At 73.6% G+C, this 23,780-nt stretch carries 22 protein-coding genes and 2 pseudogenes; 10 read left to right on the top strand and 14 right to left on the bottom strand.

Going from position 1 to position 23,780, the window contains the following annotated elements:
* Positions 1–37: 37 nt before the first annotated feature.
* The 8 genes from HDR73_RS04920 to HDR73_RS04885 form a co-directional block, all read right to left on the bottom strand.
* A complete protein-coding gene (locus HDR73_RS04920) occupies positions 38–1,228 on the bottom strand; it encodes an FAD-dependent oxidoreductase (protein ID WP_287136276.1) in 1,191 nt (396 codons plus the stop codon).
* Positions 1,228–1,947 (bottom strand): class I SAM-dependent methyltransferase, encoded by a 720-nt coding sequence (locus tag HDR73_RS04915; protein WP_012299118.1) that lies wholly within the window; start codon positions 1,945–1,947, stop codon positions 1,228–1,230. Before HDR73_RS04915 ends, HDR73_RS04920 begins: the two co-directional genes overlap by 1 nt.
* Positions 1,947–3,167, bottom strand: coding sequence for a type III polyketide synthase (locus tag HDR73_RS04910; protein ID WP_041464562.1), 1,221 nt, complete (start codon positions 3,165–3,167; stop codon positions 1,947–1,949). Before HDR73_RS04910 ends, HDR73_RS04915 begins: the two co-directional genes overlap by 1 nt.
* On the bottom strand, positions 3,164–3,613 hold the full coding sequence (locus HDR73_RS04905; protein WP_106408643.1) for a DUF3618 domain-containing protein: 450 nt from the start codon (positions 3,611–3,613) through the stop codon (positions 3,164–3,166). Before HDR73_RS04905 ends, HDR73_RS04910 begins: the two co-directional genes overlap by 4 nt.
* 143 nt (positions 3,614–3,756) lie before the next feature.
* Entirely contained in the window at positions 3,757–4,683 is a 927-nt protein-coding gene (locus HDR73_RS04900) for an ABC transporter substrate-binding protein (RefSeq protein ID WP_012299121.1), read from the bottom strand.
* 14 nt (positions 4,684–4,697) lie between these two features.
* Complete coding sequence (locus HDR73_RS04895) at positions 4,698–5,423, bottom strand: ABC transporter permease (protein ID WP_012299122.1); 726 nt, start codon at positions 5,421–5,423, stop codon at positions 4,698–4,700.
* Positions 5,420–6,118, bottom strand: coding sequence for an ABC transporter permease (locus tag HDR73_RS04890; RefSeq protein WP_012299123.1), 699 nt, complete (start codon positions 6,116–6,118; stop codon positions 5,420–5,422). Before HDR73_RS04890 ends, HDR73_RS04895 begins: the two co-directional genes overlap by 4 nt.
* Positions 6,115–7,020 carry an ABC transporter ATP-binding protein gene (locus tag HDR73_RS04885; RefSeq protein ID WP_012299124.1) on the bottom strand — a complete coding sequence of 302 codons (906 nt, stop codon included), beginning with the start codon at positions 7,018–7,020 and terminating at the stop codon, positions 6,115–6,117. The genes HDR73_RS04890 and HDR73_RS04885 overlap by 4 nt, the downstream gene beginning before the upstream one ends.
* A 192-nt stretch (positions 7,021–7,212) precedes the next feature.
* Between HDR73_RS04885 and HDR73_RS04880 the strand changes: the two genes are divergently transcribed.
* Both HDR73_RS04880 and HDR73_RS04875 read left to right on the top strand, forming a co-directional pair.
* Positions 7,213–7,944, top strand: coding sequence for an SOS response-associated peptidase (locus HDR73_RS04880; RefSeq protein WP_041464563.1), 732 nt, complete (start codon positions 7,213–7,215; stop codon positions 7,942–7,944).
* 39 nt (positions 7,945–7,983) lie between these two features.
* Entirely contained in the window at positions 7,984–9,081 is a 1,098-nt protein-coding gene (locus HDR73_RS04875) for an App1 family protein phosphatidate phosphatase (protein WP_174270081.1), read from the top strand.
* Between the two features lie 70 nt (positions 9,082–9,151).
* Here HDR73_RS04875 and HDR73_RS04870 read toward each other — a convergent pair whose 3' ends face one another.
* A complete protein-coding gene (locus HDR73_RS04870; RefSeq protein ID WP_012299127.1) occupies positions 9,152–10,018 on the bottom strand; it encodes an aldo/keto reductase in 867 nt (288 codons plus the stop codon).
* A gap of 254 nt (positions 10,019–10,272) precedes the next feature.
* On the opposite strand from HDR73_RS04870, the gene HDR73_RS04865 reads away from it, so the two are divergent.
* Positions 10,273–10,596: a DUF6504 family protein gene (locus tag HDR73_RS04865; protein WP_012299128.1), complete on the top strand. Its 324-nt coding sequence runs from the start codon at positions 10,273–10,275 to the stop codon at positions 10,594–10,596.
* Between the two features lie 181 nt (positions 10,597–10,777).
* On the top strand, positions 10,778–11,476 hold the full coding sequence (pnuC, locus tag HDR73_RS04860; protein ID WP_012299129.1) for a nicotinamide riboside transporter PnuC: 699 nt from the start codon (positions 10,778–10,780) through the stop codon (positions 11,474–11,476).
* A gap of 49 nt (positions 11,477–11,525) precedes the next feature.
* Here pnuC and HDR73_RS04855 read toward each other — a convergent pair whose 3' ends face one another.
* The 3 genes from HDR73_RS04855 to HDR73_RS04845 form a co-directional block, all read right to left on the bottom strand.
* Positions 11,526–12,794, bottom strand: a complete 1,269-nt coding sequence (locus HDR73_RS04855; RefSeq protein WP_041464564.1) for an LCP family protein — start codon at positions 12,792–12,794, stop codon at positions 11,526–11,528.
* Between the two features lie 107 nt (positions 12,795–12,901).
* A complete protein-coding gene (locus HDR73_RS04850; RefSeq protein WP_012299131.1) occupies positions 12,902–13,666 on the bottom strand; it encodes a dienelactone hydrolase family protein in 765 nt (254 codons plus the stop codon).
* Positions 13,667–13,764: 98 nt separating this feature from the next.
* Positions 13,765–15,132, bottom strand: a complete 1,368-nt coding sequence (locus tag HDR73_RS04845) for a glucose-6-phosphate dehydrogenase (RefSeq protein WP_012299132.1) — start codon at positions 15,130–15,132, stop codon at positions 13,765–13,767.
* Between the two features lie 90 nt (positions 15,133–15,222).
* Between HDR73_RS04845 and dnaE the strand changes: the two are divergent.
* From dnaE to HDR73_RS04820, 5 genes and pseudogenes are all read left to right on the top strand, one after another.
* A pseudogene (gene dnaE / locus HDR73_RS04840) lies at positions 15,223–17,964 on the top strand (DNA polymerase III subunit alpha); the annotation flags it as partial.
* A 259-nt stretch (positions 17,965–18,223) separates the two neighbouring features.
* Positions 18,224–18,670, top strand: a complete 447-nt coding sequence (locus HDR73_RS04835) for an OB-fold nucleic acid binding domain-containing protein (protein WP_353734311.1) — start codon at positions 18,224–18,226, stop codon at positions 18,668–18,670.
* Between the two features lie 55 nt (positions 18,671–18,725).
* Complete coding sequence (locus HDR73_RS04830) at positions 18,726–19,769, top strand: FUSC family protein (RefSeq protein ID WP_012299133.1); 1,044 nt, start codon at positions 18,726–18,728, stop codon at positions 19,767–19,769.
* A complete protein-coding gene (locus HDR73_RS04825; protein WP_012299134.1) occupies positions 19,766–20,698 on the top strand; it encodes an alpha/beta fold hydrolase in 933 nt (310 codons plus the stop codon). Before HDR73_RS04830 ends, HDR73_RS04825 begins: the two co-directional genes overlap by 4 nt.
* Before the next feature lie 140 nt (positions 20,699–20,838).
* Positions 20,839–21,861 carry an alpha/beta fold hydrolase gene (locus HDR73_RS04820; protein WP_012299135.1) on the top strand — a complete coding sequence of 341 codons (1,023 nt, stop codon included), beginning with the start codon at positions 20,839–20,841 and terminating at the stop codon, positions 21,859–21,861.
* A 106-nt stretch (positions 21,862–21,967) separates the two neighbouring features.
* Here HDR73_RS04820 and HDR73_RS04815 read toward each other — a convergent pair.
* Positions 21,968–22,533 (bottom strand): annotated as a pseudogene (locus HDR73_RS04815) (YceI family protein).
* A 154-nt stretch (positions 22,534–22,687) separates the two neighbouring features.
* Here HDR73_RS04815 and HDR73_RS04810 point away from each other — a divergent pair.
* Positions 22,688–23,665 carry an NAD(P)H-quinone oxidoreductase gene (locus tag HDR73_RS04810; RefSeq protein WP_012299136.1) on the top strand — a complete coding sequence of 326 codons (978 nt, stop codon included), beginning with the start codon at positions 22,688–22,690 and terminating at the stop codon, positions 23,663–23,665.
* Here the strand turns inward: HDR73_RS04810 and HDR73_RS04805 are convergent.
* On the bottom strand, positions 23,662–23,780 hold a 119-nt coding region (locus HDR73_RS04805; RefSeq protein WP_287136277.1), incomplete at its 5' end, for an integrase core domain-containing protein. The two genes, HDR73_RS04810 and HDR73_RS04805, sit on opposite strands and share 4 nt — an antisense overlap.

The raw sequence follows: 23,780 nt of genomic DNA, 5'->3' as shown, positions 1-23,780 counted from the left end.
CTGCTCGTCGCCCAGATCGCCCTGAACGCGACGCGGCTCACCTGACGCGGGCGCCCGCGTCCCGGCCCATGGCGTAGACCGAGGCGAGCCCGGCCGCCGCGGGCGAGGCGAGCACCGCGCGGAGCCCGGCGTCGCGCACGAGCCGCGTGAGCCCGCGCACGGGTCGACCCAGCGCGGTGTTGATCTCCGACTGCACGGCCGCGCGGCGCGCGCTGGCGAGCCGGTCGCGCTCCCAGCGGGCGAGGCGCACGGCATCCGGCACGCCGCAGCGCGTGCGGACGGCGTCGACGAGGATCGGCGCGAGGGCGTCCGCGTCGAGCCAGCCGAGGTTCATCCCCTGCCCGCCGATGGGGCTGATCTCGTGGGCCGCGTCGCCGATGAGCACGGCGCGCCGGGCGACCATGCGGTGCGCGAGGCGGCGGCGCACCCCGAAGCCGCTCACCGGATCCAGCTCCGCGGTCGACACGACGTGGCCGGTGCGCTCCCCCACCGCGCGCGCGAGGACGGTCGCCGGATCCCCGTCGCGCTCCCCCTCCCGGAGGCCCACGACGAAGCGCCGCATGCCGCCCGGCAGCGGGAAGGACTCGACCACGCCGTCCGGGTGCAGCGTGACGACGGCGTCGTCGCCCGCGTCCGTGCGGTCGGGCGCGTCGCCCATGAGGAAGCGGTCGGGCAGCGGCCGCTCGTCGACGCCGATCCCGAGGAGCCCGCGGACCGCGCCGCGCGTGCCGTCCGCGCCGATCACGAGGGACGCGGTGACCTCGACGGTCGCGCCGTCGGCGTCCCGCCCGGTCGCGCGGACGACGCCGTCCGGCAGGCCGACGGGATCCGCGTCGAGCCCCGTGAGCGTCACTCCTCGGTGCAGCGCGCCCGGCGCGAGTCCCGTCAGGCGCCTGGCGAGGATCGCCTCCGTGCGCCACTGCGGCAGCGCCGCGACGTAGGGGTGCGTCGTCGATACGCGGGCGAACGAGACGCGTCCGAGCTCCCCGCGCGGCCCCATCGCGATGCCCCGGCGGACGAGGACCGCCTCGGCGACCATCTCCTCCGCCACGCCCAGCCTGTCGAACGCGTCGAGCGACGGCGCGTGGATCCCGATGGCCCGCGACAGCCGGGCCGGCATCGGCCGCGCCTCCCACACGCGCACGTCGAGCCCGGCCTGCGCGAGGAGCGCGGCGAGGTGGATCCCCACGGGCCCGCCTCCCACGATCAGCGCGTCGACGCGTGTCATCAGCCCGAGCGCTCGACGGCGTCGGCCCGGCTCGCGGACGGATCGCGGACGACGAGCACGCGGAACGGGGCGGCGCCCTCGACGCGCCAGCCGGCGGGCACCCGGAGCGCGAGCTCCACGGGCGTCCAGCTGCGGCGGATCGAGCGGAGCCCGTCGACGTGCACGAACGACCCGCGGGCGACCAGCCGGGAGGCGGGTCCGTAGAGGGCGTAGGCGAGCCGGCCGCGCGCGATGTCGCTGTGGATCGCGCGGGGGGCGAGCGCGGCGGAGTCGGCGAGCAGGGCGTCGAACGCGGCGTCGTCGAGGTGGTGCAGCACGTGGTTGCTCGTCACCAGGTCGAACCGGCGGCCCTCGGCCACGAGCTCGGCGCTCGACGCGGGGCGGAACGCGACATCGGGATCCCGCGGCCGGGCGCCGGCGAAGGCCGTCGCGCGCGGATCCGGGTCGATGCCCGTGACGCGCAGCCGCAGCCCGTCGCGCCGGGCCCACCGCGCGAGGGCGAGCGGCACGTCACCTCCGCCCGAGCCGATGTCGAGGAGCGTCGTCCCCCGGTCGGCGGACAGCAGCGGGCGGATCCGGGAACGGTAGACCCCGCGCCACCCCGCGACCACGCGGTTGACGACCTGAAACCGCGCATAGGTGCGGTCGAGCGCCGCGGGATCGCAGTCCGGGTCGTCCATGAGCTCGGCGAGCCGGGCGTCGCGGCGGGAGAGGTCCATCAGGCGGTCCGGCGCGTCATGAGGGCCGTCTCGACCGTCAGGCCGGGACCGAACGCCATGGCGCACACCCGTCCCGCGCCGGGCCCGGATGCCGGGATCGGCGCGGGCTCCGCGACGTCCGGGCGGCCGGGCACGTCGGCCGGCGGCGTCTGGTGCAGGATCCGCCGGAGCACGAACAGCACCGTCGCGCTCGACATGTTGCCCACCTCGGCGAGCGTCGACCGGGAGGCCTCGAGCTGCGCGGGCGCGAGCACCAGCCGGTCCTCGACGCGGTCGAGGATGCTGCGGCCGCCCGGGTGGATGGCCCAGTCCTCGATCTCCGCGGGGGCGACGCCCGCGAGCGCCGGGACCTGCGCCCACAGCGGCTCGAGCGCGCCCGTGATGTGCTCGTCGATGATCTTCGGCACGTAGCTCGACAGGATCATGTCGAAGCCCTGGTCGCCGATGGTCCACGCCATGTCGTCCTCGCCCACGGGCGTGAGGACGGTCTCGAACGCGTCGAGGTCGAGCGCGGTGGATCCGGCTGGAGCCGGTCGTGCGGTCACGATCGCGGCCGCCGCGCCGTCGCCGAAGACGGACGACGCCACGATCGTGTCGGCGTCGTCCGACGAGTGCAGGTGCAGCGAGCAGAGCTCCACGCACACGACGAGCACGACGGCGTCCGGATCGGCGGCGCAGAACTGCGAGGCCATGCGCAGCGCCGGGAACGCGCCGTAGCAGCCCATGAAGCCGAGGTGGAAGCGCTGGGTCGACGCGCCGAGCCAGAGGCCGCGCACGACGGCGTAGTCGGGTCCGGGGGCGTAGAAGCCCGTGCAGGAGACGGTGACGACGTGCGTGACGTCGGACGCCTCGATCCCCGCGGCCTCCTCGACCGCCTGGCGCGCCGCGCCGAGCAGCAGGGCGGGGGCCTCGCGGATGTACGTGTCGTTGCGCGCGCCGGTGCCCGGCGTCAGGATCCGTCCGCTCGCCCGGTCGTAGAAGACGGGTCCGCCGTCGGCGTCGTCGACGGGCGCGTCGGCGCCCGCCATCCCCGGCGCGGTGCCGAGCTCGCGGATCACCGTGTGGCGCGTGCGGATCCCCGACGCGTTGAACGCCGCCGACACGAGCCGGGTGCCGAGCCGCCCGAGCTCCGGCTGGCTGCCGAAGAGGTCGCGCACGCCGTCCTGCGCGAGGACCGTCGGCGGCACCGCCGTGGCGATGGAGCGGATGGAGGCGATCAGCGTCGGCCGCCGGAGACGACGGCCGCGCCGACCGCGAGCACGACGGCGACGGCACCCGCGCCGATCGACGCGGCGACGGCCGGGTCCTTCCGGGTGAACGCGCGCGTCCGTCGGGACACGTCGTGGGCGGTGGTGCGGACGTGCGACGTGACGTCGTCGCGGATGGCGCGGGCGCGGGCCGAGGCGTCCGCCTTCAGCTCCGAGGCGCGGGCCGCCACGTCGAGCGCGGTCTCGAGCTCCCGGACGGTGCGCGCGAGCTCGTCGCGGCCGGTCTGGATGTCGCGCTTCAGCTCCTCGGGGCTCCGCTTGGGCGCAGGCGGGATGTGCGCGCCCTGGCCCTCGGGCGCCGACTCGGCGACCGTCTTGTGCTTGCGGACCTCGCGGGCGACCGTGGTCACGGCACCCAGGACGCTCACCTCGCCGCTCGGGGACTTCTTCTTGGCCATGCGCGGGCTCCTGCGCTCGTCGATCGTGCGGGTGGATCCATTCTGCTCCGTCGGGCCGCGCGCGGGCACCGACGGCGCGAGGGGCCGGCGCTGGTGCGTCGGCCCCTCGCGGGTGCCGGGCGTCGCCGCCCGGCCGGCACCTCCTAGAAGAGGGCCTTCTCCTTGAGCCAGTCGGCGGCGATGGCGGCCGGCTCGGCCTTCTCGTCGCCCTGGTTGCGGCGGTTCATCTTGGTGAGGTCCTCGGTGGTCAGCGCGGCCGACACCTTGTCGAGGATCGCCGTGACGTCGGGGTTCATCTTCGCGGTCTTGACGAGCGGCACGACGTTCTGCGCCTTGATGAGGTTCTCGGGGTCCTCGAGCGTGACGAAGCCGTTGTCGAGGATCGACGGCGTGGTCGAGTAGATGTTCGCCATGTCGACCTGGCCGTCGAGAAGCGCCTTGACGGTGTTGGGGCCGCCCTGGTCCTCGATGGTGACGAGGCTCGCGTCGATGCCGTACGTGCCCGTGAGGCCGGGGATCCCGTACTCGCGCTCGCCCAGCACCGCACCGCCGCCGACGCGGACGGTCTTGTCCTTGAGGTCGGAGAGGCTCGTCACGCCGTTGGCCGCGGAGTACTCCTTGGTGACGTTGTACGAGTCCTTGTCCTCGGCGGGCGACTCGTCGAGCACCTCGAAGCCGTCCGGCAGCGCGGCGCCGAGCGCCGCGTAGACGTCGTCGCTGGAGGTCGCCGTCGACTCGTCGTCGTACGCGGCGAGCAGGTTGCCCGTGTACTCGGGGATGAGGTCGATGGACCCCTCCTCGAGCGCCTTGAGGTAGACCTCGCGCTCGCCGATCTGCAGGTTGCGCGTGACCTTCACGTCGTTGGCCTCGAGGGCCTGCGCGTAGACCTCGGCGAGGATGACGTTCTCACCGAACGCGGCCGAGCCCACGGAGATCGTGTCGGTGGGCGCGGCGGAGGCCGAGCCGCCCGAGGTGTCGAGGGGGTCGCCGGACGAGCAGCCGGCGAGGGCCATTGCGGTGCCCAGCGCGACGGTGCCGACGAGGAGCCGGCGGGTGATGCTGTGGGTCATGTGCTGTGTTCCTTTCAGGGAGTGGTGCTGACCGCGGGCCTCGACGAGGTACGCGGTGAGTCGGGGGTGCGTCCTGCGGCGGCGACGACGCCGCGGGGGACGACGGCGCGCTGGACGATCGCGAAGACCGCGTCGACGACGAGCGCGAGCGCGGTGACGAGGATCGCCGACGCCAGGAGCAGGGGGAAGTTCCGCGTGGTCAGGCCGGTGAAGATGTCGCGGCCGAGTCCGCCCAGCCCGAGGTAGGCGCCGAGCGTCACGGTGCTGATGACCTGGAGGGTCGCCGCGCGGAAGCCGCTGATCATGAGCGGGAGCGCGAGCGGGATCTCGACGCGACCCAGGATCTGCGTCTCCGTCATCCCGACTGCGCGCGCCGCGTCGATCGCCGAGCGGTCCACGGCCTGCACGCCGGAGTACACGCCGGCCAGCAGCGGTGGGATGCCGAGGAGCGAGAACGTCAGGATCGGTCCGGTGAGGCCAATGCCGAAGAGCAGGCCGAGCAGGACAAGGACGCCGAGGGTGGGCAGCGCGCGGAGGCCGTCCGAGAACGCCACGGCCACGTTGCGGCCGCGGCCGGTGTGCCCGATGTAGAGGCCAGCGGGCACGGCGATGATGGCGGCGACGCCCATCGAGAGGGCGGTGTACCCCACGTGCTCGAGCAGGCGCGTGCCGTACCCGGTCGGACCCGCCCATCGCGAGGCGTCGAGGAGGAGGGCGAGGGCCTCGGCGAAGAGGTTCACGAAGCACTCGCATCCGTGACGAGCGCGGCACGTCGGGCCGAGCGGCTCCTCGCACGCAGGGACGGTTGGGTGGACCAGGGCATGAGGAGCCTCCCGGCCAGCAGGAGGATGAGGTCGAAGACGAGCGCGATCACGACGATGCCCACGATTCCGGTGATGATCTCCGTGTAGAACTGGCGCCGGTACCCGCTGAGGATCATGGTCCCGAGGCTCAGGATCCCCGACAGCGAACCGACCGTCACCATGCTCACGGTGCTGACGGAGACGACGCGGAGTCCGGCGAGGAGCACGGGTCCCGCGAGCGGCAGCTCGACCCGCCAGAAGCGCGCCCATCCGGCGTACCCCATGGCCGTCGCGGACTGCTTGACATCCTCAGAGACCGAGGCGAGCGCGTCCGAGGTGATGCGGATCATGAGCGCTACGGCGTACACGGTGAGGGCGACCACGACGTTGCGCGGATCGAGGATGTTGGTGCCGATGATCGCCGGCATCGCGAGCAGGAGCGCGATCGACGGGATCGTGTAGAGCGCTCCACCGACGGTGAGCAGGGCGCCACGGGTGCGCCGGTACCGGTTGGCGAGCCAGCCGAGCGGCAGCGAGATGACGAGCCCGAGGAGGACGGGCGGCGCGGCCAGCGCGACGTGCGCGACGGCCAGGTCGAGCACCGTGCCGATGTTGGCGAGGACCCAGTTCACGCGGGTCCCGCACCCTGCGCCTGGGCACCGGGGGCGTGCGCGGCCCCCGCCTCGGTCGGAGCGGATGCGGATCGGGCTGCGGAGCGCCCCTCGTCGTCGAGCACGCCCACGAGGCGGCCGTCGCGGTCGACGAGCACCTGTCCCGTGCCGGTGTCCTCGACGTGCAGCGCGCGCTTGCCCTTGTCGGCGCCCACGAAGTCGCGGACGAAGTCGTTCGCCGGGTTCGAGAGGATCTCCTGCGGCGTGCCCTGCTGGGCGATGCGGCCGCCCTTCTCGAGGATCACGACCTGGTCGCCGAGCAGGAACGCCTCGTCGATGTCGTGCGTCACGAAGACCACGGTCTTGTCGAGCTGCGTGCGCAGGCGGATGAGCTCCTGCTGGAGGTCGTCGCGCACGAGCGGGTCGACCGCGCCGAACGGCTCGTCCATGAGCAGGATGTTCGGATCCACCGCGAGGCCGCGGGCGACGCCCACGCGCTGCTGCTGGCCGCCGGAGAGCTGCGACGGGTAGCGGTCGGCCATCGACCGGTCGAGGCCCACGGTGTCCATCAGCTTCAGGGCGCCCTCGCGCGCGGTCCGCTTGTCGACGCCGGTGAGGCGCGGCACGGTCGCGATGTTGTCGACGACCTTGCGGTGCGGGAGGAGGCCGGAGTTCTGCATCACGTAGCCGATGCTGCGCCGGAGCTTCACGGCGTCCTGGCTGGCGATGTCGGTGCCGTCGATCTCGATGCGACCGGACGTCGGCTCGACCATCCGGTTGATCATGCGCATGAGGGTCGTCTTGCCGCAGCCCGAGGATCCGACGAGGACCGTCGTGGTCTGCGAGGGGACGACGAGGCTGAAGTCCTCGATCGCGAGCGTGCCGTCCGGGTACTGCTTGCGGACGTGGTGGAACTCGATCATGGGTGGCTCATTCCTCGTAGTCACTACGAATCGACACTTGCCAGGCACACTAGCGAACCACGACCGCGGCGGAACGGTCGCACCGGGCCGTCCCCTGACGCCACTTCGTAACAAATGGATGCTTCCGCGGATAGCCCCCGCATGCCGCGGGCGCGTCGGTCGGCGTCGGGTGCGTCGGCCAGGATGGAGGGCATGACGCGCATCCTCGCCCGGGCCACGACCGCCGACGACCTGGTCGGGCTGCTCGACGTGGACCACGCGGGCGACGCCGTGCCGGGGCCGTCCTGGCGCATCGTCCCCGGCCAGCGCGTTGCGGTCCTCGTCGACACGCTGCCCCGCCGCGCCGAGGGCGACACCGAGGACCAGGTGCCCGTGCGGCGCCTCGAGTCCGCCCGATGGGGCCTCGTGCCCGCGGGATCGTCCGGGCCGGACCAGGGCCCGCCGGTCGCCGAGATCCCCGCCGAGCAGCTCGCCTCCCGGCCGGAGCTCCTGCAGGCGCTCGTGTCCCGGCGCGCGGCGATCCCGGTGTCGGGCTACTACGAGCACCACGAGACCGACGACGGACTGCGCACCCCGTACCTCGTGGGCGCGGGCGACGGCACCGTGCTGCTCGCGGCGCTGTACGAGTGGTGGCGGGATCCCTCGCGCGCCAGCGACGATCCCGCCCGCTGGGTGCTGAGCTGCGCGGTCGTCACGCGGCCCTCTGCCGGGACCGTGGAGGCGCTGGCGGAGCGCATGCCCGTCGTCCTCTCCCCCGACGTCGTCGAGGAGTGGCTCGACCCCACGGCCGAGGGCTCCCCCGAGCTGCTGCGGGCCGTCGCCACCCAGGCGGAGGACGTGATCGAGGAGCTGGCGATGGACGAGGTCGGCCCCGGCATCGACCAGGGCGCGCCGGACTCGGCAGAGCTCGCCCGGCCGGTGTGACGCGCGCCCGCCGCTCCCGGCGTCTGGTTGACTGAGCCCGTGGCCCCCTCCTCGAAGAAGAAGAAGCACGCGACCCGCACGCTCCTCGAGTCACCGGCCGCCGCACCCGTGCTGCACCGGGCGGCGCGCATCGAGGACCGCATCCACGAGATCCGCGAGGGCCGTGCCCGCAAGCGGGGCCTGAAGCCCACCGTCATCCCCTACGCCGGCTACGGATCCGTGCGCTGGGTCCGCGTCCTCTGCCGCGTCCTCCTCACCGATACGAAGAGCAAGCGCGCGCTGGCCGGCGACAAGGTCGTGCGCGGCTGGCGGAGCTTCACGAGCGTCCCGCTCACGGACGTCGACGTCGTCGTCGAGATCGACGGCACCGAGCACCACGTGCGGGCCGACCGCGGCGGCGTCGTGGACCAGGTCGTCGAGGCGAGCCTGCCGAGCGGCTGGCACACGATCCGCATCCGGTCCGAGGGATCGGAGACCGTGGACGCGCCCGTCTTCATCGTGGGCGACGACGTGCGCACCGGGATCCTCAGCGACATCGACGACACCGTCATGGTCACCGCGCTCCCCCGGCCGTTCCTCGCCGCGTGGAACACCTTCGTGCTCGACGAGCACGCGCGGACGCCGACCCCCGGCATGGCCGTGCTCTACGAGCGGCTCCGCCTGCAGCACGAGGGAGCGCCCGTCCTCTACCTCTCCACGGGGGCGTGGAACGTGGCCCCGACGCTCACCCGGTTCCTGTCCCGGAACCTGTACCCGCCGGGACCGATCCTCCTCACCGACTGGGGCCCCACCGTCGACCGGTGGTTCCGCAGCGGCATGGAGCACAAGCGCAACAACCTGCAGCGCCTCGCGGCGGAGTTCCCGCACGTGAAGTGGATCCTCGCGGGCGACGACGGCCAGCACGACGAGCTGCTCTACGGCGAGTTCGCCGAGCGGCACCCCGGCAACGTCGAGGTCGTCCTCATCCGGCAGCTCTCGGCGGGCGAGGCCGTGCTCGCGGGCGGCAGGGCGAAGGCAGAGAAGCGCGCGCTCGACAGCTCGATCCCGTGGGTCTACGCGCCGGACGGGGCGAGCCTGCTCGCGCAGCTCGACGACCTCGGCCTCGCCGACGACTCGGGCACCCGGATCGGCACCTGACCCGGACGCCGACCGGCACGACGAAGGGCCCCGCGATCATCGCGGGGCCCTTCGTCGTCGTGCAGGTGGATCAGACGGCGTCGGTGAGCGCCTGGAACTCGTCGTCGGTGAGCTCGATGCCCGCCGCGGCGATGTTGTCCTCGACGTGGCCGACCGACTTGGTGCCGGGGATCGGCAGCATGACGGGCGAGCGGCGCAGGAGCCAGGCGAGCGCGAGCTGCGAGGCGCGCGCGTCGTGCTGCTTCGCGAGGGCGTCGAGCGGGCCGCCGTCCTTCGCGAGCTCGCCGGTCGCGAGCGGGAACCACGGCATGAAGGCCAGGCCCTCGGCCTCGGCGTAGTCGAGCAGCGGCTCGGCGTCGCGCTTGGCGAGGTTGAAGAGGTTCTGCACGGAGACGATCTCGGCGATCTCGCGCGCGGCCTTCACGTCGTCGACCTGCACCTCGGAGAGGCCGATGTGGCGGATCTTGCCCTCGGACTGCAGGTCCTTGAGCACGCCGATCTGGTCGGCGAGCGGCACGGCGGGGTCGATGCGGTGCAGCTGGTAGAGGTCGATGCGCTCGAGGCCGAGGTGGCGCAGGCTCAGCTCGGCCTGCTGGCGCAGGTACTCGGGGCGGCCGACGGGCTGCCAGTCGCCGGGGCCGGGGCGCGTGAGCCCGCCCTTGGTCGCGATGACGACGTCGTCGGCGTACGGGTGCAGCGCCTCCTTGAGGAGCTCCTCCGCGACGAACGGGCCGTAGGAGTCGGCGGTGTCGAAGAACGTGACGCCGAGCTCGGCGGCACGGCGGATGACGCGGACGGCCTCTTGCGGGTCCTCGGGGGCGCCCCAGACGCCCTCGCCGGTCAGCTGCATGGTGCCGTAGCCGAGCCGGACGACGGGCAGGTCGCCGCCGATGGTGAAGGTGCCGGAGGCGCCGGCTGCGCGGGTGGTGTCGGTCATGTGGACCCTCCTCGGGTGTCGATGACGAGGGAGGCGTCTGCCGCCCTCGGGACACCGGGGCCAACGCGGCGGGCGGCGGATCCATGCCCGATGCGCGCGATCCGGTCCGGACCCTCAGGCTCCGGTCGAGGGTGAGGCGGATCCGCCCGCTCCCCTCGTGGATGTCGGCGCCCGTTCCTACACTCGGATCAGGCGTTCGAACATCCGTTCGAACGCGGGAGCGCGGCCGGCGCGACGGGCGAGAGGAGCGGCACATGCGGATCGACGAGGACGTGGAGGTCGAGCTCTCGGGCGACGGCTCGCCGTTGCGCTTCACCTGGCGGGGCGTGGTCTACGGCGTCGTCAGCTCGCCCGAGCGGTGGATCGCCCGGGTCGACTGGTGGCAGCGCACGGGTCGCGCGCCCCGCGGCGCGAGCGCCCACCTGCTGGAGCTGCGGATGTGGCGCGTCGAGGCCGTGCCGCTCCCCACGGGCGCGCGCCGGGTCGACGGCTCGTTCGACCTGAGCGTCGACGCGCGCGGCCGCTGGTCGCTCGTCAACGCGTCGGACGAGGAGCTCGACATGCGCCTGTTCGCCTGACGCCGCCCGCTGGCCTCGTGCCGCCCGGGTCGCGCTGTCCCGACCGCTCGCCCGTCCCGCCGGGTCGCCCCATGTGCCCGGGCCCGGGGAATAGCCGGGGGCACGCGCGCCTTCTCCCCATCGGCGCCGCACGGCGTCCCGCACGCGGCCACCCGGGCCGCGGCGCACGGAGGGATCCCGCATGGCGGCACTCGAGTGGCTGTTCGACGCGCAGCTCCGTATCGGCGACCAGACGATCCTCTGGCGCGAGATCGTCGGCAATCTCTTCGGCCTCGCCAGCGCGCTCGGCGGCATGCGCCGGAAGGTCTGGGCGTGGCCCGTCGGCATCGTCGGCAACGTGCTCCTGTTCACCGTCTTCCTCGGCGCGGTCTTCGGCACGCCGAACCCCGTCAACCTGCTCGGACAGGCCGGCCGCCAGGTCATGTTCATCGCCGTGTCCGTCTACGGCTGGCACCGCTGGAACCAGGCCAGGCACGGCGGCGCGCCCGTCGTGCCACAGTGGGCGTCGGGCCGCGAGCGCGTCCTGCTCGTGGTCGCGCTCGTCGGCGGCACCGCGATCCTCACGCCCGTCTTCCGCGCGCTCGGCTCCTACGAGCCCGTGTGGGCCGACGCCTGGATCTTCGTCGGCTCCCTCCTCGCCACCTACGGCATGGCCAAGGGCTGGGTCGAGTTCTGGCTGATCTGGGTGGCCGTCGACCTCGTCGGCGTGCCGCTGCTCGTGAGCGCGGGCTACTACGCATCCGCCTTCATGTACGTCTTCTACGGCGCGTTCACGCTCACGGGCTTCTTCGTCTGGATGCGCGCCCGCGGCACCGGTGCGCCCGCGGTCGAGACGGCCTTCCCGGATCCGCGCGTCGTCGAGGCGCCCGCCGACCGCTGACCCGTCGCTGAGCCCGCGCGCTCGTCGGCGCGCGCTCGTCGGCGCGCGCTCAGCCCTGGCCGTTGGAGCAGGTGCTCTGCGCCGCGGTCTGGCCGGTGATGCTCGGGTCGAGCACCTCGGCGGTCGGCGTCGCGGCGGGCGCCGGGGAGCCGGTCGCCGTCCCGTCCGCGGGCGGCGCGGTGGTGGGCGCCGGGGTCGCGCCGTCGGCCGGCACGCTGCCGGACTCGTCCGTCGTCGTGCCCTCGGTGAGCGTGAAGTCCGCGTCCGAGGCGAGCAGGCCCACGAGCTGCGCCGCGGCCGCCTCGTCCGGCTGCACGCGGCCGTTGGCGAGCACCTCGCCCGGGTACTGGAGGAACGTCACGTCGTCGAGCGGGATGTCCTTGAAGGTCAGCGCGATCGACACGAGCGTGTCGAGGTCGGCGAGCGACGTCGACAGCTGCATGTTGTCGACCACGGCCCGCGCGATGCCGTAGAGCTTGGCCGGGTTGGTCAGCGTGTCCGAGCTCTTGATGGTGCGCACGAGCGCGCTCAGGAAGACCTGCTGGTTGCCGATGCGCGAGATGTCGCTGCCGTCGCCGACGCCGTAGCGGGTGCGGAGGAACTGCACGGCCTCCTTGCCCTGGAGCGGGTGGATGCCCGGATCCAGCGACAGGTCGGTCTTCGGGTCGTAGATGCCGTTGGCCACGCACACCTCCACGCCGCCGACCGCGTTGGACATCTCGACCACGCCGTTGAACTGCACGACGCCGCCGTACGGGATGTCGAGCCCGGTGAGGCCCTCGACCATGCGGACGGTGCACTCGAAGCCGCCACGGGACAGCGACTCGTTGAGCTGGGCGCGGGAGCTCGCGGCGTACTTCGTGCCGTCCGGGCCCTCGCAGGCCAGGATGGGCACGAGCATGTCGCGCGGGAAGGAGATGACCGTCGCCCGGCTGCTGTCCTCGCTGATGTGGAGCAGCATCGTGACGTCGTTGAGCGTGGCCGTGCCCACGTCCTTCGCGGCGCCGTAGCCGTCGCCCTGGCCGGCGCGGCTGTCGCTGCCGACGATGAGGATGTTCGCGCCGCCGTCGATGCCGCCGAGCGACGGGGGCATGGCCTGGCCGCCGGAGATGTCGACCGTGTTGTCGGCGACGGTGCGGGAGAGGTCCCAGGCGGCGATGCCCACGACCGACACCGTGCTCACGAGAGCGACCGCGGCGACCATGCCGACGCCCCTCATCACGGTGCGCCCGGCGCTCGGGGTGCGGAGGCGGCCGTGGCGGGCGATGCCGCGGACGCGGGCCCGATCGGCGCGGGTCCTCTGGGGGGCGTGCTGCATGGGGGATCTCTCGTCGCCGGGCGGGGAGCGCCGGGCGCGGGCACCCGGATCCTCCACAGGGTAGCCGAGGGCGGTGGAGAGTCCCCTCGGCACGCGGGCCCGATGCGCTATGCGCCCGTGCCCTCCCCGCCGCGCAGGTGGGCGTCGAGGAGGTGCTCGCTGAAGAACGTGTCGATCCGGCTCCAGGCGTCCGCCGCCGACGCGGGCTCCGGCCCCATGCCGACCGCGCGCAGCACCGGGCGGAGCGCCCGCGGCCCGGTTTCGGCGTCGTTGAGGAACGCGTGCCCGGCGGCCGGGTACTCCCGCACGTCGTGTGCGATTCCGTGCTCCGTGAGGGCGGCCTCGAGGCGGTCCGCGGATCCCGCGAGCTGCCGGTCGCGCCCGCCGTAGCTCGCGACGACGGGGCACGCGCCGTCGAGCACGCCGTCGAGGCCCTCCGGGAGCATGCCGTAGTTGACGCTCGACGCGTCGAAGCCGCGGGACGCCGCCGCGAGGGCGAACCCGCCGCCCATGCAGAAGCCGATGACGCCGACGCGGCCCGTGCAGTCGGCGCGGTCGAGGAGCAGGCGGCGCGCGGACTCGACGTCCACGAACGCGCGGCCCTCCCCCGCTGCCAGCGTGCGGAACGTGGCGACCAGGCATCGGCGTGCGCCGCCGGCGGAGAAGAGGTCGGGCATGAGCGCGAGGAAGCCGGCCTCGGCGAGGCGCTCGGCCTGACGGCGCATGACGTCGGTGACGCCGAAGGCCTCGTGCACCACCACGACCGCGGGCCACGGCCCCTCGCCGTCGGGCACCGCCAGCACGCCGTGCAACCCGGGCGACGCCCCGGGGCCGGCCGCGGGCAGGGGGATCTCGGTGAGGGTCACGGGCATGCCCTCACGCTAGGACGCGACGGGTCCGACGCCACCGCGAGGCGACGACGTCCAGCGAGCCGTCATCCGGGCGGTGCGCCGGACGGTGGGCCAGGCGGTCAGCGCCAGGCGGTCGGCCCCACGGATCCGGCGCGGTACTCGGCCATCGGCACGCGGTCGCCCTTCCAGGCGCGCATGACCGGCGCGACGATGCGCCAGCAGCGCTCGGCCACGTCGCCGCGGACGGAGAGGCGCGGGTCGCCCGCGAGGATGCCGTCGAGCACCTCGCCGTACGGCGTGAGTTCGGGCTCCGCGAACTCCGCGCGGAACGTGGCCTGGGTGAGCGTGAAGGGCTCGCCCGTGCCGTCCATCGTGACCTCGAGCGAGATGCCGTCGGGCTTGAGGTCGATGATGAGGCGGTCCGGTCGCGCGGATCCGTGGAGGCCCCGCGGCAGGTGCGCCACCGGCTTGAAGGTGACGATGATGCGCTTGGACGCCTCCTTGAGGGCCTTGCCCGAGCGCAGCCGGAACGGCACGCCCGCCCAGCGCGCGTTGGCCACGCCGAACGTGACCTCGGCGAGCGTCTCCGTCTCGTTGGCCGGATCCACCCCCTCCTCCTTGGCGTACGCGGGGATGCGCGTGCCGTCCACCGTGGCGCCCGTGTAGCGGGCCCGACGGCTGTGCGCGACGGGGTCGTTGTCCCAGACCTCGGTGGCGCGGAGGACCGAGGCGATGTTCGAACGGAGGTCGTCCGGGTCGATGCTCGCGGGCGGCTCCATCGCGAAGACCGCGAGGACCTGCAGCAGGTGGCTCTGGATCATGTCGACGAGCGCACCCGACTTGTCGTAGTAGCCGGCGCGGCCCTCGAGCGCGAGCGTCTCGTCGTAGAGGATCTCGACCTTCTCGATGTCCTTCGCGCTCCACACCGACTCGAAGAAGCGGTTGGCGAAGCGCAGCGACACGAGGTTGAGCACGGTGGAGAGGCCGAGGAAGTGGTCGGTGCGGTGGATGCGGTCCTCCGGCACGAGCTTCAGCAGCTGGCGGTTGAGCTGCGCGGCCGTGCGGCCGTTCGACCCGAACGGCTTCTCGAGCGCGAGCGTGGTGCCCTCCGGCAGGTCGAGCTTCTCCAGCTGCTGGCACACGGCGATGGAGATGGCCGGCGGCAGCGCGAAGTAGAGGGCGGGCGCGCCCTCGCAGGCCTCGAGGATGCGCTTCAGGTCGTCGAGGTCGGTGGGGTCGGCCTGGACGTACTTCGTGGACGACACGATGCTCGCGGCGCGGCGTCCCGTGGCGTCGACCGAGTCGAACGCGGTCTTGACCGTCTTCGTCCACTCCTGGGGCGTGCGTGCGCTCCGGCCGGTGCCGATGAGCTGGATCCGCCGCCCCCGATCGCTCGCCACGAGGCTGCCGAGACCCGGCAGGAGCAGGCGTTCCGTGAGGTCGCCGCTGGCGCCGAGGATGACGAGGGTGGAGGGTTCGCTGGTCATCCTCCGAGACTACGGGTCGCGACCGCCGGGCAGCCGACCTACACTGGGCGAGTCGAACATCCGTTCGAACATCGCGTCCGGGGAGGACGCGTGCGGACATCCCGGGAGGTGCGCGTGAGCTTCACCCACCTGCACGTCGCGTCCGCCTTCTCCGCCCACTTCGGCACATCGGCGCCCGAGGCGCTGGTCGACGAGGTCGCGTCCCGGGGCGCGTCGGCCGCGGCCATCACCGACCGCGACGGGCTGTACGGCGCCGTCCGCCACATCCGCCGCTCGATCGCCCAGGGGGTCTCCCCCGTCGTGGGCGCGGAGCTCGGGCTCACGGGCGAGCACCCCGGCCGGATCACGGTGCTCGCGCACGGCGGCACGCACGGCCAGGGCTGGGCGGCGCTCAGCCGGCTCATCAGCGCGAGCCACGGGCGTGGCACCGCGAGGAGCACCGCCCGGAGCGCCCAGGCGGGCATCGCGCGCACCCGGCCGCCCGCGTTCCTCCTCGGCGAGGACGGGCCGGTCGGCACGATCATGCTCGGGCCCGACTCGGACGTGGGCCGGGCCGTCGCGGCGGGCGACCACGCGCTCGCGTCCCGCCACCTGGCGGAGTGGTCGCGGCTCCTGCCCGGCGCGGTCGTCGTCGAGGTGGTCTGCCACCACACGGAGCCCGGCGAGTCCGCGAGCCTCCGCCACGCCGCCCGCATGCTGGAGCTCGCCGAGGCCCACCGCATCCCCGCGGTGCTCACCAACGCCGTGCGCTACCTCGAGCCCGACGACGCGCTCACGGGCGACGTGCTCGACGCGGCCGGCACGCTGCGCCCGCAGCCCAACGGGCAGGCGTGGCTCAAGACGCCGGCCCAGATGCAGGAGATCGCGCGCGAGATCGCCGGTGCGTCGTCGCTCGACCGCCGGGCGGGCGAGGCGCTGCTGCGCGCCACCGAGGAGCTCGCCGACCGCTGCCGGCTGGATCCCGACGCCGACCTCGCGTGGCGGAAGCCGAAGCTGCCGGAGAAGGAGGTGATCGGGGTCACGGGCGACCCGGACGAGGCGCTGTGGCGGAAGGCCGCGGCGGGGGTCACCGAGCGGTTCGGCCACGTCGACGAGGCCATGCGCCAGCGGGTGCTCGCGCGCATGCGCACCGAGCTGCAGACCATCACGGGCTTCGGCTTCGCCACGTACTTCCTCACGGTGGCCGACGTGTGCTCCCTCATGCGCGACATGGGCGTGCGCAACCAGGCGCGGGGATCCGGCGCGGGCAGCCTCGTCAACTACCTCCTGCGCATCTCCAACGTGGATCCGCTCGAGCACGACCTGCTGTTCGAGCGCTTCCTCGGCAAGGTGCGCTCGACGCTGCCGGACATCGACATCGACGTGGAGTCCGCGCGCCGGCACGAGGTGTACCACCGCGTGTTCGAGAAGTACGGCAGCAACCGGGTCACCCTGCTGTCGATGCAGAACACCTACCGGGCCCGCGGCGCCGCGCGCGACGCCGGGCTCGCGCTCGACCTCGACGAGCAGCAGATCGACTTCATCGCCAAGAACATCTGGCGCTTCAACGCGCGCGAGTTCCGGGCGATGCTCGAGACGAAGCCCGAGCTCAAGCCCATCGCCGACCTCGTGCGCGACGACCCGAGCATCGACCTGCTGGTCGACCTCACCGAGCGGCTCGACCGGCTCCCCCGGCACATCTCCATGCACCCGTGCGGCGTGATCCTCGGCGACTCCGACCTGCTGAGCACGAGCCCCGTGCAGCCGAGCGGCATGGGCCTGCCGATGAGCCAGTTCGACAAGGACGACATCGACGACATGGGGCTGCTGAAGCTCGACGTCCTCGGGGTGCGGATGCAGAGCACCATGGCGTACGCGCTGGACGAGATCCACCGCATCCACGGCACGCGCTCGGCGGTCGCGGGCGGCGTCCCGGTGGACGCGCGCTACGTGCACCGCGACGGGCGCATCGAGCTCGACGAGATCCCGCACGACGACGAGGAGACGTTCGCCGCCATCCGCACGACGCACACGCTCGGCATGTTCCAGATCGAGTCGCCGGGTCAGCGCGAGCTCATCGGCAAGATGCAGCCCGACGTCTACGAGGACCTCATCGCCGACATCTCGCTGTTCCGGCCGGGGCCCATGAAGGGCAACATGGTGGCGCCGTTCCTCGACACGAAGCACGGCATCACCCGGCCCGACTACCTGCACCCGCGGTTCGCGCCGTTCCTCGCGCCCACGTTCGGCGTCGTCATCTACCACGAGCAGGTCATCCGGATCTTCGCCGACTGCATGCAGGTCTCCCTCGCCGAGGCCGACGAGCTGCGCCGCAACATGGAGCGGCAGGACACGGTGGTCGAGCAGGCGTTCCGGCAGCGCACCGCCATGCACGTCGACGGCCGCACGGGCACGCGCCCCTTCTCGGACGCCGACGTCGAGCGCATCTGGAAGGCGCTCAAGGGCTTCGGCTCGTTCGGGTTCTGCAAGGCGCACGGCGCGGCGTTCGCGCTGCCCACCTGGCAGAGCGCGTGGCTGAAGACGCACTACCCGGCGGAGTTCCTCGCGGGGATCCTCACGCACGACCCCGGCATGTACCCCAAGCGCCTGCTGCTCACCGAGGCCAGGCGGATGGGCGTGCCCGTGCTGCCGCTCGACGTGAACCGGTCGCGGGGCGTCTACCGGGTGGAGCGCGTGGAGGGCGAGGAGACGACCGGGCGCACGCGCATCGGCGAGCTGGGGATCCGGCTGTCGCTGCAGGACGTGCACGGCATGAGCGAGGCGGAGCTCGAGCGCATCGAGCGGGGCCAGCCCTACGACTCCATCTCCGACTTCTACGCGAAGGCGCAGCCGTCGCGCGCGCTGCTGGAGCGGCTGGCCGCGGTGGGCGCGCTCGACTCCCTCGCCACGTCCGCCGAGGACGAGGCGGCCCGCGGGGTCGCGTCACGCGGCGACGTGATGGCGTTCGCCCGTCGGCTCACGGCGCGCGCGGCCCGGCCCGCGGATCCGGCCGGCCAGCTGCCGCTCTTCGTCGACGACCGCGACCTCATCCCGCGCGGCTCGCCGGACCCGGACGGGCGGGAGCGGGTCGCCGCCGATCGACATCCTGCAGATGGAGGTCACCGAGCACGTGCTGGAGAGCTGCCGGCCCATGCTCGACGAGCTCGGCGTCATCCCGGCGAGCCAGCTGCTCGAGGTGCGCAGTGGATCCGAGGTGGTGGTCGCGGGGATCCGCATCGCCACGCAGACGCCGCCCATGCGCAGCGGCAAGCGCGTCGTCTTCATCAGCCTCGACGACGGCACGGGCTGCTCCGACTCCACCTTCTTCGACGAGGCGCAGCAGAAGGCCGGGCCCATGCTCTTCGGCACGCGCCTGCTCGTCATCCGGGGGCGCACGCGGCGCACGGGCGAGCGGGGCGTCTCCATCCAGGCGGAGGACGCGTGGGACCTCAAGGAGATGTGGGCGCGCTGGCAGGACGCCCGGCGGCAGGGCGCCGCGGCGGGCGACGGGGCCGACGGGATGGACGGCGGCGTGGACGACGCGGCCCAGGTCGCCTGAGGACGTCCGCCCGCGGGATGATGGGGGCACCCGAGACCGCAGCCGGAGGCCGCACGTGCGCATCACCACGACCGTCCGCACGACCACGCGCATCCCGTTCGTCCAGGTGGTCAAGACCTCGGTCGCCGCGATCATCGCCTGGTTCGTCTGCATCGCCCTGCTGCCCGCGCAGCTGCCCATCTTCGCGACCATCGCCGCGCTGCTCGTGGTGCAGCCGAGCATCAACCAGACCTTCGGCAAGGCGGTCGAGCGCAGCCTCGGGGTGATCACGGGCGTGCTGCTCGCGCTCGGGCTCGGCCTCGCGCTCGGCACGTCGAGCGGGGTGGTGCTCCTCGCGGTCGTCGTCGCCGTGCTCGTGGGCTGGGTGTTCCGGCTGACGCCGGGGTCGAGCACGCAGATCCCCATCAGTGCGATGCTCGTCCTCGCCATCGGCCAGCTCTCGCCCGTGTACGCGGTCGACCGGATCGTGGAGACCGTCATCGGCGCCGCCATCGGCGTGGTCGTCAACATCGCGATCGCGCCGCCCGTGCTGCACGAGGCGAGCCGGCGCGCGGTGGTCGGCCTCGCGGGCGACTGCGCCGCAGCCCTCGACCGGCTCGCGGGCGCGCTGTCCGAGCCGGTCGACCGCGAGGAGCTCGACCGGATGCTCACCCGCGCGCGCGAGCTGCGGCCGCGGCACACGAAGGCGGTCGCCGAGGTCGACAAGGGGCTCGAGAGCCTGACCCTCAACCCGCTCCGGCGGCGGCACCGGGCGCTGCTCGAGGCCGACCGCGAGCTGCTCGCCACGCTCACCGTGCTCGTCAACCGCGTGGTGGGCATGACGCGCGCCGTGCACGACCGCTACGACCCGTCGCTCGCCGAGGAGCCCGTCGTCCGCGGGATCGCGACCGAGCTGACGCGCGCCGCCCACGACGTGCGGCTCCTCGCCGAGCACGCGCTGCCGGGCGGCATCTCCGACGGGGCCGACCCCCACGAGCAGCCCGCGCTCACGGCACCGCTCGTGGTGCTGCAGCCGAGCGAGGAGCACTGGATCCTCATCGGCTCGCTGCTGGAGGACATCCGCCGCATCCGCTCGGAGATCATCGGCGGCGCGGAGTGACGCGTCCGCTGCCCGGCTACAGCCCGCTCGAGCTCGACCCGGTACCGGCCGCGTCCGGCCTCGTGCGCGGGACCACGCCCACACGTCTCGGCGTCGTGCGGCACCACCACGTCCCGGTCCGCGGCTCGGACACCGCGACGGTGCTGTTGCACGGCGCCGCCGGATCCTGGACCACCTGGACGCCGCTCATCCGCACCGCGCGGGACGCGGGCGTCCCCTTCGCCGAGCTCGTCGCGATCGACCTGCCGGGCTGGGGCGGATCCGCGCTCGACGCGACCGACGAGGAGGCGACGGTGGACGCCATCGCCGACGCCGTCCGCGCCGTGGTCGACGGCCTCGGCTACGCGCAGTGGCGGCTCATCGGCCACTCGATGGGCGGCTTCATCGCGCTGCACCTGGCCGCGCGCGAGCCCGCCCGCGCCGTCTCCGTCGCGCTCGTCTCGCCCACCACGTACTCGGTGATCGCGAGCGTGGCGCACCCCGTCCGCGCCTTCCGCCTCATCCCCGGCTTCACGATGATGCTCGGCGTGATGCGCACCATGCGCCGCCTCGGCCGCCCCGGCACCGCGCTCATCCGCGGCGTCGGCCGCGTCCGCCTCATGCGCGCGGTCGCGCTGCCGCTGTTCGCGCACGGCTGGCGCGTGCGGCGGTCGATCGTCGACGCCATCGCGACGGAGGCCCGGCCCCGCGCGTTCTCGCTCGCCGCGGAGGTCACGCGCGGCTACGACGCCGACGGCCTGTGGGCGCGCATCGCCTGCCCGGTGGTCGCGGTGCGCGGCGACGACGACGTGTTCGTGTCGCGGGACGACCTCGACCTGCTGGCGCGCGCGGTGCCGACGCTCCGATCCGCCGTGATCCCGGACGCCGGCCACTTCGCGCACGTCGAGCGCCCGGCCGAGACGCTGCGCGCGCTCGGCCTCCTCGCCTGAGACGCCGGCGGCGCGCGCGCCAGCGCGGACCATCGCTGTCCGGGAGCGGCCGGGAGGACGCGCGGCGCTGGGGAGAGGGCCCGCGGGACGGGTCGTCGGTCGGCGACCCTGTGCGGATCACCCCGTCCCGGAGGTCATCCGTGCGCGTCCCCGTCCCCTCGTCACCCCGCCCCCTCCTGCGCCGAGCCGGACGCGCCGCAGGTGACGACGCCGGCCGGACGGCGCGTCGATCACGTGGCGCCGCCGACGGCTACATCCCCTACGAGCTCGACCCCGATCCCCACGACTCCGGCCTGGTCGCCGGCGTGACCGTCACCGGCCTCGGGATGGTCCGCCACCACCACGCGCCCGGGCGGCGCACCCGGACGGCCACCGTCCTCCTCCACGGCGCGGCCGGGTCGTGGACCACGTGGACCCCGGCCCTCCGCGCCGCCCGGGACGCGGGTGCGCCCCTCGAGGACGTCGTGGCCGTCGACCTCCCCGGCTGGGGCGGATCCCCGATCGCGGTCCCGGACGACGAGCTGACGGCCGACTCCGTGGTCGAGAGCGTGATGCGGGTCGTCGACGACCTCGGATACGACGGGTGCCGTGTCGTCGGCCACTCGATGGGCGGCTTCCTCGCCCTCCACCTGGCCGTCCGGCAACCGGTTCGCGTGCGGTCCGTGGCCCTGGTGTCGCGCACCCTCTACGCCGTGATGCGGAGCGCGACCCACCCGATCCGCCGCTTCGACGTGCTCCCGGGCTTCAGCACGATGCTCGGCTCGATCCACGTGACGCGGCTCCTCGGCGCCCCAATGCTCGCGTTCGTCCGGGTGCTCCAGCGCACGGGCCTCCTGCGTCAGCTCACCCGGCCCCTGTTCGCGCACGGAGGGCGGGTGGGCGGGTCGGTCATCGCCGCGCTGGCGGACGAGGTGCGGCCCCGCGGGTTCCTCCGCGCCACGGAGATCGCCGTCGCGTACCCCGCTGCCGAGCTGTGGCCGCGGATCACCTGCCCCGTCACGGCCGTGCAGGGCGGCTCGGACGTCTTCGTCGCGCCGGACGACCTGGTGCGGCTCGACCGCGATGTCCCGTGCGCGTCCCACGCGGTGATCGCCGACGCCGGCCACTTCGCGCACGTGGAGCGTCCGGCCGAGACGCTCCGCGCGCTCGGCCTCCTCCCCTGAAGGGCGCCGCCCGGGAACGACGACGCCCCCGGTCCCTGAGACGGGAGCGGGGGCGTCGCATCCGCGTGACGCGGAGGCGGCCGGACGGATGCCCGGCCGGTGGGCGCTAAGCCGCGGGGGTCGCGAGGACCGCCTGGATGTCGAGCGTGATGGTGACCTTGTCGCCGAGCAGCACGCCGCCGGTCTCGAGGGCCGCGTTGTAGGTCAGGCCGAAGTCCTCGCGGTTGATGACCGTGGTGGCCGTCGCGCCGAACTTGGTGTTGCCGAGGGGTCGCCGCCGAAGCCGCCGAACTCGACGTCGAACGTGACGGGCTTGGTGACGCCGCGGACGGTGAGCTCGCCATCGACCTTCGCGTCGCCGTCCTTCTCGACGCGCACGGCGGTCGAGACGAAGTCGATGGTGGGGTTGTTCTCGGCGTCGAAGAAGTCGTTGGTGCGGAGGTGCTGGTCGCGGTTCGGCTCGTTGGTGTCGATCGAGGCGATGGTCGCGTGCGCCTTGACGGTGCTCTGCTCGGGGGTCGCGCCCGTGACGATCTCGGCGTCGAAGTCCTTGAACGTGCCCTTGACCTTGCTGATCATGATGTGGCGGATGCTGAAGCCGACCGAGCTGTGCGTCTTGTCGATGGTCCAGGTGCCGGCGATGTAGCCGGGGACGGTGGTGGTGTCGCTCATGTGCGTGCCTTTCGTACAGGGGGCATGGGTGCGGGCCGACGGCCTCGAAGATATGCAAGCGCATGGATCGGGCCTCCATTCCCACATTTCGTTGCGAGTTCATGTACTTCTGGGGCGGGTGGGACGCGGCCCCCGGCGGGCGTACCGTGGCGGGATGCGCGCGATCACCTTCCCCTCCCCCGGCTCCCCCGACGTCCTCTCCCTCACCGAGCTGCCGGATCCCGTGGCCGGCCCCGGCGAGGTCCTCATCCGGGTGGCCGCCGCCGGCGTCAACCGCGCCGACCTCAGCCAACGCGAGGGCGCGTACCCGCCGCCCGCGGGAGCGCCGACGCACCTCGGGCTCGAGGTGTCCGGCACGGTCGAGGCGGTCGGCCAGGGCGCGACGCGCTGGAGCGTCGGCGACCGCGTGTGCGCGCTGCTCGCGGGCGGCGGCTACGCGGAGCTCGTCGCGGTCGACGAGCGGCACGTCCTCCCGGTGCCCGACAGGCTGGACCTCGTCCAGGCGGCGGGGCTCCCCGAGGTCGTCGCGACCGTGTGGTCGAACGTCGTGCTCGACGCGCGGCTGGCGCCGGGCGAGACCCTGCTCGTGCACGGCGGGTCGAGCGGCATCGGCACGATGGCGATCCAGCTGGCCACCCGCCTCGGCGCGCGCGTCGCCGTCACCGCCGGCAGCCCGGCGAAGCTCGACGCGTGCCGGGCGCTCGGCGCGGAGATCCTCATCGACTACCGCGAGCAGGACTTCGTCGCGGCGCTCCTCGAGGCGACCGACGGCCGCGGCGCCGACGTGATCCTCGACGCGATCGGCGGCGACTACATCGACCGCGACATCCGCGCCCTCGCGCGCGACGGCCGGATCATGGTCATCGGCGCGCAGAGCGGCGCGCCCACGAGCATCGCGCTCGGCCAGCTGATGGCCAGGCGCGGGCGGATCTGGGGCACCACGCTCCGGGCCCGCGACGCCGACGACAAGGCGCGCATCGTGGCCGCCGTCCGCGCGGACGTGTGGCCCGCGGTGGCCGACGGATCCGTGCGGCCGGTCGTCGACCGCGTGTTCCCGCTCGCCGAGGCCGCCGCCGCGCACGCGCACGTCGCGTCGTCGCAGCACGTGGGCAAGGTGCTGCTGGCCGTCTAGCTGTAGTTCCCAGTGAGGTTGTGAACGCGTTCGGCGGGCGTGAGTCCGCCGATGCCGGTGTGGGGGCGGTGGTGGTTGTAGTGATGCAGCCAGGCGTCGTAGGTCGCGGCGCGGG

This window comes from Clavibacter sp., assembly GCF_014802555.1.
GTDB classification, from domain to species: Bacteria; Actinomycetota; Actinomycetes; order Actinomycetales; family Microbacteriaceae; genus Clavibacter; species Clavibacter sepedonicus.
This window is presented reverse-complemented; position numbering and strand designations above follow the sequence as displayed.